Source organism: Candidatus Competibacter phosphatis, assembly GCF_012939995.1.
Lineage (GTDB): Bacteria > Pseudomonadota > Gammaproteobacteria > Competibacterales > Competibacteraceae > Competibacter > Competibacter phosphatis.
The window spans coordinates 1-7,284 of record NZ_SPMZ01000109.1 but is presented as its reverse complement, the minus strand read 5'-3'; the positions used below and the strand labels follow the sequence as shown (position 1 = coordinate 7,284).

The window sequence follows — 7,284 nt, the reverse complement described above, 5'->3', positions numbered from 1 at the left end:
CGCAGAGGATTCGTTTCCCGGTAACGAGATTCGGCCGGTCATCACCTCGTTGATGAGGTCGTCAATCGATTTTCCTGGATGCAGGGTTCGCAGGCACCAAGAACGGCGTGTGCTTCCGGGTCCAGGAACACGGATAGGCGGGTACTGCCTTGCGCGCGCAACCGGGCGCGGTGTGCTCGAACGCGCTCGCGTGCCGGTATCGCCATGCCGATGCCCTCTTTTTCGTCGCGCTGGCTCTATGGGTCTTCGTGATATTCAGCCGGACGGATTCCGGACGGATTCCCAGCGGATTCCGGACGGATTCCCAGCGGATTCCGGGCGGATTCCCAACGGATTCCGGGCAGGATTCCCAACGGATTCCAGGCAGGATTCCCAACGGATTCCGGGCGGATTCCAAAGCTAGCCCACACGCGGCGGATGATCACTGAGGGTGGTCTAAAAATGATTACAGGATGGGAGTTGTGGCACAACTCGCAAAACGGCCACTCGGCGCCGCGCTTCTCGTGAGGTTTCAAACCACGCAGCTCGCAGGGAGTGGTCGTCCGTGGTCGCGCCTGTATTGTTCAGCCCATATGGCGCGGCGCTCAGAGCGAGGTTTGTCTTGTGCGTCAGGTTCTGGACGCGGTTCGGATCGGATTCCCGTCATCCGAGTGGCCACTGGTGGCGCGGGTACCGATGTAGGTTTCACCCCCGTGTTGGGATCGATGCCGATCTTGATCGCGTCCTCATACCAGCGGCGCTTGGAGTGAGCTTCAGCCGCTGTCATTCTGGCCTCGTTCTCTTGTTGCTGCTGTTCGGTCAACCCGCTGTTCGCCGGTTTGCCTGCCTTGCAGGACAGCAGTTTTCCGGCCTTGCCCGGGTCTTCCTCCAGAATCCATTTTTTCCATTCCGCGTTCCAGTCCGCGCTTGCTGTCCCTCTTGATCGGTGATGAGGTGAAAACTTCCGCGCAGCTTTGGAAATATCTTCCGCTCCAAGATCAGGTCGCCACAACATAGCTTGTTCGATCCATGTGGAGGGAACATCCCACTCCTTGGTGAGTGATGTCCTTTTGATGTTTTTTGGAATCAGAGAGAGAGGCGGCGCCAGCCGCTTGTGAGTTTTCCGCGCCTCTCTCTCCAGGTTTATAAAGATCTCTATTACATGGTTTATGGTGTACCGCGTTCACCAACTCGCGGTCTGGAACAGCATCGGTGGCGGACTGTTGGTGTACCGCGTTCACCAACTCGCGGTCTGGAACAGCATCGGTGGCGGACTGTTGGTGTACCGCGTTCACCAACTCGCGGGCCGTAGCGGCGCCGACCTGATATTTTTCCGGGATCATCGCGACGTAGTTCCAGCGTCGATAACCACGAGTACGGCCGTAGCGGCGCCGATGAATCCATCCTTGACTCTCGGCAATCCCCAAGTTCTTGATGATGGTTTTATTGCTCATGCCGGTTGCCTGCATCAAGTGTTCGATGGTGGGGAAACAGTGTTCTCCGCGTTCATCCATGAACCCGATGCTCAAGGCCCAGAGAACGCAGCGCGTATCGCTTGGTAGCTCTCTGTCTTCTAAGATGGTGCGTTGCCAACTGCTCTTGAAACTGGGCAAACGCTTGGGTTGAGAAACGTTGGCCTGGGCCTGGGAGGGGGTGGTTCTCATGGGTTCACCTCCACCTTGCCGTTGCCGGACATCATCTTGTCGATGTGCCCAAGCGCCTCGATGGCCGTCCGCATAATCAGCCAGTGACCAAAGTTGGCTCCTTTCGAGGTGGTCAGGGCTTCGGGGTTGGCCTCGGCGAGAAATTCAAGGACGGCTTTCGTGTTGCGGATGGCGCCTATCGGATCTTCATAGGCACACAAAACGTTGACCGGTGTGGCGGGTTCGGTGGATGGACCGGGCGCTGTCTGAGTCGAAGAATCCACGATATATCCTTTGTGAATCTGGCATTCTCGACCGCGCTGCGTCATCATAAAAAAGGCAGCGCGATATTGAGCGGGCGCTGTCGAGCTAGCTATGTCGAGCTAGCTATGTCGAGCTAGCTATGTCGAGCTGGTGCTCATGTTGCGCGGCGACGGTGAAAATGCCGGTTGTTGTTTTGGCGTCGCGATCAACTCTTGGCGGGGTGGAGTCGCGGCGTCGCTATTCGTCCGAGACGGTTTTGTTCCGGGTCGGACAAAGATCATATTAGGCAAACCAGGGGGCGAGAGCAACAGTAACTTGTTGATACGGCTATATTAAACGAAAAAACGTATAATAAGCCTTCAACCCCCGTATAAACCGCATTTACAAAAATCCCGATCATTCACACGGTCGGGATTTTCTTTTTCGTTACACTTCATGTCCTGGTGCGCATCGCGTGGCGTTGATGCGCCGAGTGGTCGGGAAGCGGATTATTTGGGCGCCGCCGGCCGGTGCTGACAGAAATTCCTCAGGCCGCAGGGCGCGAATTCGTTCCAGAATCGCCTGACGGCCTTTCCGGCCCAAACCTCGAACGTCGCCATCGTCCAGCAACTCGGTCAGGGCTTCCACGGCCTCCATCATGAAATCGAACCGCTCTTTGCTCATGACTCATCCTCCAGGCCAAGACGCATGCGGCGCAAGAACGTCTCGATGCTGCCGGTGGGACCGCCGTAGCCGGCGATGTACGTTCGCAGCAAGGCCGCTTCGGTTTCGGCTTGCAGGCCGGCCGCGCGTGGCGCTGGGGTAGAATGCAACTCGCTCATGGTGCCTTCTCCTCTTGGTGGGCACGGTGGGAAGTCCGGCTGGGCGTCTCGTACACGACCAGCCGGGCGCCGTGGTATTCTTGCTATATGGCAACTAAAGTATAGGAACAAAGGTGGGCGATTGCTATATGGCAACTAACGAGTTCATCAGCACCACGGAAGCCGCAAACCGTCATGGAGTTACGCGAGCATGGGTCAAGAAGCTGGCGTCTACTGGGCGTATTCCTGGAGCGATGAAGTTATCGCAACGTGCCTGGGCGATACCCAAGGACTGGAAGCCTACGCGCCAACGTAACCGCGCGCGGAAAACCAGCGATGAGCCGGCGGCGTGACCGTCACGCTTTGCGTGCGGCCTTGGTGATGGAGGGGTTCGCGCAATCCCGGGCGTGGCTCCCGTCAAGCGCCTTTTTTTTTCTCGTCGTTGATGATTTGGTAGATGTATTGGAGGGTCAGTTTGTACTTCACGGACAACTCTTTGTAGTTATGGCCGTTGAAATCCCGAAGGATCGCCGCTTTTCGTTCGGCTGCATATTTATGTGTCCCTCTCGGGAAGTAGAGCAGGCACCCTATGAACGCCTGTCTCAAGTCCTCGACCAAGGCGAACGCTACCTCACTCGCCTGGACTTCGTCCGATAGGACCTGGGTTAGCCGCGGCACCATCGCGGTCACAAATTCCTGAAAGGTTTCCGGGTAATCCGGCGGGAATTTCAACGTCATCGGCTTCCATCGGGCGGGTACACGCGGGCCTGTCCGGCATGGTGGGCGGCCTGATAGGCGCGATAGCGTTCCAGTGTCCCGAATTCCGCGCGTAGGGCGGCGCTGGTCTCGAACGTTTCGCCCGTTTCGGCGCTGGCCATGTGGGCGCGGTTCAGCGCCATCAGCGGGAGATTCGGCTTGTTGGTCAATCCCGCGCTGATCAGTTTCCGAATCCTCCCCGTGTTCTTCTCGTACAGGAAGACTGGCGACAAATGCCGGTACTCCCCGGCCAGAATCTGGCGGGCGGCGGTCTCGGTCCAGCGCTGAACATGCCCCCAGATTGCCCCGTCCCGTGATTCCAGTTGATCGACCCAGCCGGCGGCGGGCGCTGAAAGCCCCTGAGTGGCCCGTAGCTCGCTGGCATGTTCCCAGTCGATCACCAGGGAGGGTTCGACCTGAAACGCGCTCAGGATCGCTTCCGGGGCGTCATTGACCCATTCTCGGCCGTCGGTGCCCACGAGGCGCGGGCCGGCGGGCAGCAGCTCCACCCACTCCGGCAACGCGCCTTCCGCTTCCATCGTGGTCACGATCATGCCGGCGGCTCAGGTATGCTTGACCAAGCAGGCTTTCTGCCAGTAGCCATAGCCGACATTGCGCAACGTGGTAATGCCGTACAGGTGCCGGCGGTGCATGAACTCCTCGGAGGACCCTTCCGCCATCGCATCCATCTTCACATCCTGTTCGGTCTGCCGAATCAAGGGCGTGACCACGCCATCGGTGCAAAACACGACAAACTGAGTCGTCCAGTTCAGCCGCACGTTGACCGCCAGGCGGTAGACGAAGCCGCCCAGCCCACCCAGCGCCAGGATGGCATTACCGGTCTGTTCGATGACCGTCGCGCCCAGCGCCGTGGCGGCGGCCTTCAGATAGCCCGGCGGCACCATCACCATGAATTCCAGCGCGGTTTCGTTCATCGGCTCGCCTTCGTCGTCCTTGTAGGCCAGTAGCGCCTGGGTCGCCTCCAAGATGCTGTCTTGCAACTCGCTGGCGGTCGGCGTGGCGGGCGTGACGATGTTGATCGACAACACGTTGGATTGCGGGCCGCTGTCGCCGGAAACATGATCGGTGGCGAAGAAGGTCTTGCCGTCGTAACAGAGGCCGGTTTCGCCGGCATCGATCAGCAGGCTCAGTAACCGCGCCCAATGCGCGTTGGCCCGGTCCGCCTGCTCCTGAATCCGGGTCATGATTTGGTCGGTCTTGTCACGGCGCAGATCGTCCACGCTGATTTCCAGCGTCGATTCATAGGGCCGATTGGTGATCGAAACCCCGAAATCCCGCAGGCCGCGCGGTTGACGCCCACCGATCCATTCCCGCATGGCGGGCGTGCTGCCCAGCCATTTGTAGTTTTCGGTTTCCTGATTCGACTTGATCTCGCGGGAAACCTTGGGGACCCAGATTTTCCCTAACCCTTGATTCAGTCGATCGTAAAACTCGCCGATGATGGCTCGGCTAGACAGCGCGGAAAGAGGCATGGACGGTTCCTTAGGCGGTGGCGGTGTCGCGCTCGACTGTGGAGCGGAATTCAACGATGCAGGTCGTGCCGTTGACGTGGCGATGGATGTAGCCCACGGGCGGATTGGTACCCGCCGTCAGGGTCAAGGTGTTGTCGTCGCTGGCGTAGACCACCGCGCCAGCACTGGCGGAACTGGCACCGGTGACCGGCATTTCGATCCATCCGCGATGTTTGAGCCGGACCCGCTCCCCAGCGCTGGCGGGCTTGATCGCCACGCCGGCAAACTGGTGCGTACTGATCGCGGGGCTATCGACCACGGCGGTAAAGTCGGCCTTGAGGGCGAAGACGAACGCGCCTTCGAAGATCGTGGCGCCGGCAGCCACCACCAGCTCGTTGATGTCGCCGATCTCGAATCGGCGCAAGGTATCAGCCGAGAGCGCCATGCTTACGCGCCCTCCTTCGTCACCGACACCACCAGCCCCGCTTCAGTGGCAAGGCGGTAGGCGCGATAGCGTTCCAGCGTCCCGAACTCATCACGCAACACGGCATTGCTGGCGAACTCCACCGCCGGATCCGCAAGTCGGGCGGCCGGATGGAGATTGCTATCCAACCCGGAAACGGAACTGATCAGTGGCGGTGCTTTCCGCAGGAAGCGCTCGAACGCTTCGATCCCGCCCTCCATCTGGCACATGGAGCGGTAATAGTCTTGGGTCGCGGGGCAAATCTGACTCGACTGTAGGCCGGCTTTCAGCAGGTCCTCGATGTGCTTCTCTCGCTGACTGGCTTTTTCGGTCATCAAGTCGTGCTGAAGGGTGTTCGCTCGATTCAGCGCCGCGTCGAAATCCGCGCGGGGAACGAACTTTTCCAGGTCGGGAACTTCGGTTTCGACGCGGTTGCGCGCGGCCTGAGGCTGGACATCCAGTCGCTCAATAAGGGCAGTCATTTGCTCCAGAATCTTGTCAACTTGCTCAGTAATCCGGGCGATTTTGGCAAGATTCTCGTCAAGGTTGGCCATCGGGAGCTGAGGAACAGTTGGGGTTTGAGGGTCGGTCTGGGGCATGGGAAATCCTTCAAGTGGGTGGGAGTGCTTCAAGCGATTCCGGCAAAGCGAGTTGCGCGCGGCGGCGTTCGATGGCGCCGATCAGCTCCACGCGCGCCAGTTCGAATTCCAAGGCGGCAACTTGAAAGCGCTTATTCGCGGCCTCCAGGTCTGGATCGACCCGGATGCGTTGGTCGGCCTCGCGCAGCCGTTTTCCATGGAGCCCCAGTTGAGATTTCGATACCTGCACGCCTTCCCCGCGCAGCCATTCCGACAGGGCGTGGTAGTCGCCGTAATGGCGAGCGCGAATCCGCGCGTCCAGTTCGGCGAGCAAGGCGCGTGCCATGGTTTCGGTGAAGTGCGGTCTAGGCATCGTGGCGCATCGGTCGGGCTCGGTTTCGATGTGCGCATCGTGCGGAAGAACACGGGGAGGACGCTATTAAAGGGCTTTAAAAATCGAGGAAGATCAAGGACTATCAAGGACTACTCGGAATGACCCATCGGCGGCGATTATCTTTGAATACCGGGTAGTTACCGGATAATGCCGGACCTCCTGAAACGTCCTAATTTATTCTTGATAACAGAGATAATCTTGAATTTCGTGCAGTGCAGCACGATTTCTGAGCGCCAAGAATCAATCGCGATCCGGGTAATCTCGGGTCAATAGTTGGCTCGTGGCCTTGCCGGTCCACCGGTTGGAAGCGTCGGAGCGCGGCGCGGTACCCGCTCGTTTCGGAACGGCGTCCGGCGTCCAGCCCGCCTGATTGAATCGTTCGGCAACCGCCTCCAAGGTCGCGCCCTCCCGCCGCCAGCGGTGGCCAACGGCGGCCAGCTCCGCACGACAACTGGGGGTGTTACCGGGCAACGCCTGGGTTGTTTCCGGGGGACCCGGATCGTTTCCCGGTAACGGAATTCCCGCAGAGGATTCGTTTCCCGGTAACGAGATTCGGCCGGTCATCACCTCGTTGATGAGGTCGTCAATCGATTTTCCTGGATGCAGGGTTCGCAGGGCACCAAGAACGGCGTGTGCTTCCGGGTCCAGGAACACGGATAGGCGGGTACTGCCTTGCGCGCGCAACCGGGCGCGGTGTGCTCGAACGCGCTCGCGTGCCGGTATCGCCATGCCGATGCCCTCTTTTTCGTCGCGCTGGCTCTATGGGTCTTCGTGATATTCAGCCGGACGGATTCCGGACGGATTCCCAGCGGATTCCGGACGGATTCCCAGCGGATTCCGGGCGGATTCCCAACGGATTCCGGGCAGGATTCCCAACGGATTCCAGGCAGGATTCCCAACGGATTCCGGGCGGATTCCAAAGCTAGCCCACACGC

Annotated in this window: 12 protein-coding genes; all 12 read right to left on the bottom strand. The window is 59.6% G+C overall.

The window, feature by feature from the left end; all coding sequences use genetic code 11:
* Nucleotides 1-511 precede the first annotated feature (511 nt).
* Entirely contained in the window at nucleotides 512-994 is a 483-nt protein-coding gene (locus E4P82_RS21045; protein ID WP_169250708.1) for a hypothetical protein, read from the bottom strand.
* Nucleotides 978-1,643 (bottom strand): helix-turn-helix domain-containing protein, encoded by a 666-nt coding sequence (locus tag E4P82_RS21040; protein ID WP_169250707.1) that lies wholly within the window; start codon nucleotides 1,641-1,643, stop codon nucleotides 978-980. The genes E4P82_RS21045 and E4P82_RS21040 overlap by 17 nt, the downstream gene beginning before the upstream one ends.
* Nucleotides 1,640-1,954, bottom strand: coding sequence for a hypothetical protein (locus E4P82_RS21035; RefSeq protein WP_169250706.1), 315 nt, complete (start codon nucleotides 1,952-1,954; stop codon nucleotides 1,640-1,642). Before E4P82_RS21035 ends, E4P82_RS21040 begins: the two co-directional genes overlap by 4 nt.
* A gap of 358 nt (nucleotides 1,955-2,312) precedes the next feature.
* The gene (locus tag E4P82_RS21030; protein ID WP_169250705.1) at nucleotides 2,313-2,549 is read right to left on the bottom strand and encodes a hypothetical protein; all 237 of its coding nucleotides are present in this window, start codon (nucleotides 2,547-2,549) and stop codon (nucleotides 2,313-2,315) included.
* Entirely contained in the window at nucleotides 2,546-2,707 is a 162-nt protein-coding gene (locus tag E4P82_RS21025) for a hypothetical protein (protein ID WP_169250704.1), read from the bottom strand. Before E4P82_RS21025 ends, E4P82_RS21030 begins: the two co-directional genes overlap by 4 nt.
* A 396-nt stretch (nucleotides 2,708-3,103) precedes the next feature.
* The gene (locus tag E4P82_RS21020; RefSeq protein ID WP_169250703.1) at nucleotides 3,104-3,424 is read right to left on the bottom strand and encodes a Mor transcription activator family protein; all 321 of its coding nucleotides are present in this window, start codon (nucleotides 3,422-3,424) and stop codon (nucleotides 3,104-3,106) included.
* The gene (locus E4P82_RS21015) at nucleotides 3,421-3,996 is read right to left on the bottom strand and encodes a phage protease (RefSeq protein WP_169250702.1); all 576 of its coding nucleotides are present in this window, start codon (nucleotides 3,994-3,996) and stop codon (nucleotides 3,421-3,423) included. Before E4P82_RS21015 ends, E4P82_RS21020 begins: the two co-directional genes overlap by 4 nt.
* Before the next feature lie 9 nt (nucleotides 3,997-4,005).
* A complete protein-coding gene (locus E4P82_RS21010) occupies nucleotides 4,006-4,935 on the bottom strand; it encodes a Mu-like prophage major head subunit gpT family protein (RefSeq protein ID WP_169250701.1) in 930 nt (309 codons plus the stop codon).
* 10 nt (nucleotides 4,936-4,945) lie between these two features.
* The gene (locus tag E4P82_RS21005) at nucleotides 4,946-5,359 is read right to left on the bottom strand and encodes a DUF2190 family protein (protein WP_169250700.1); all 414 of its coding nucleotides are present in this window, start codon (nucleotides 5,357-5,359) and stop codon (nucleotides 4,946-4,948) included.
* 2 nt (nucleotides 5,360-5,361) lie between these two features.
* Nucleotides 5,362-5,976, bottom strand: a complete 615-nt coding sequence (locus E4P82_RS21000) for a phage protease (RefSeq protein WP_169250699.1) — start codon at nucleotides 5,974-5,976, stop codon at nucleotides 5,362-5,364.
* A 10-nt stretch (nucleotides 5,977-5,986) separates the two neighbouring features.
* Nucleotides 5,987-6,328: a phage protein Gp27 family protein gene (locus tag E4P82_RS20995; RefSeq protein ID WP_169250698.1), complete on the bottom strand. Its 342-nt coding sequence runs from the start codon at nucleotides 6,326-6,328 to the stop codon at nucleotides 5,987-5,989.
* Nucleotides 6,329-6,589: 261 nt separating this feature from the next.
* Nucleotides 6,590-7,078, bottom strand: a complete 489-nt coding sequence (locus E4P82_RS20990; RefSeq protein WP_169250697.1) for a hypothetical protein — start codon at nucleotides 7,076-7,078, stop codon at nucleotides 6,590-6,592.
* Nucleotides 7,079-7,284 lie beyond the last annotated feature (206 nt).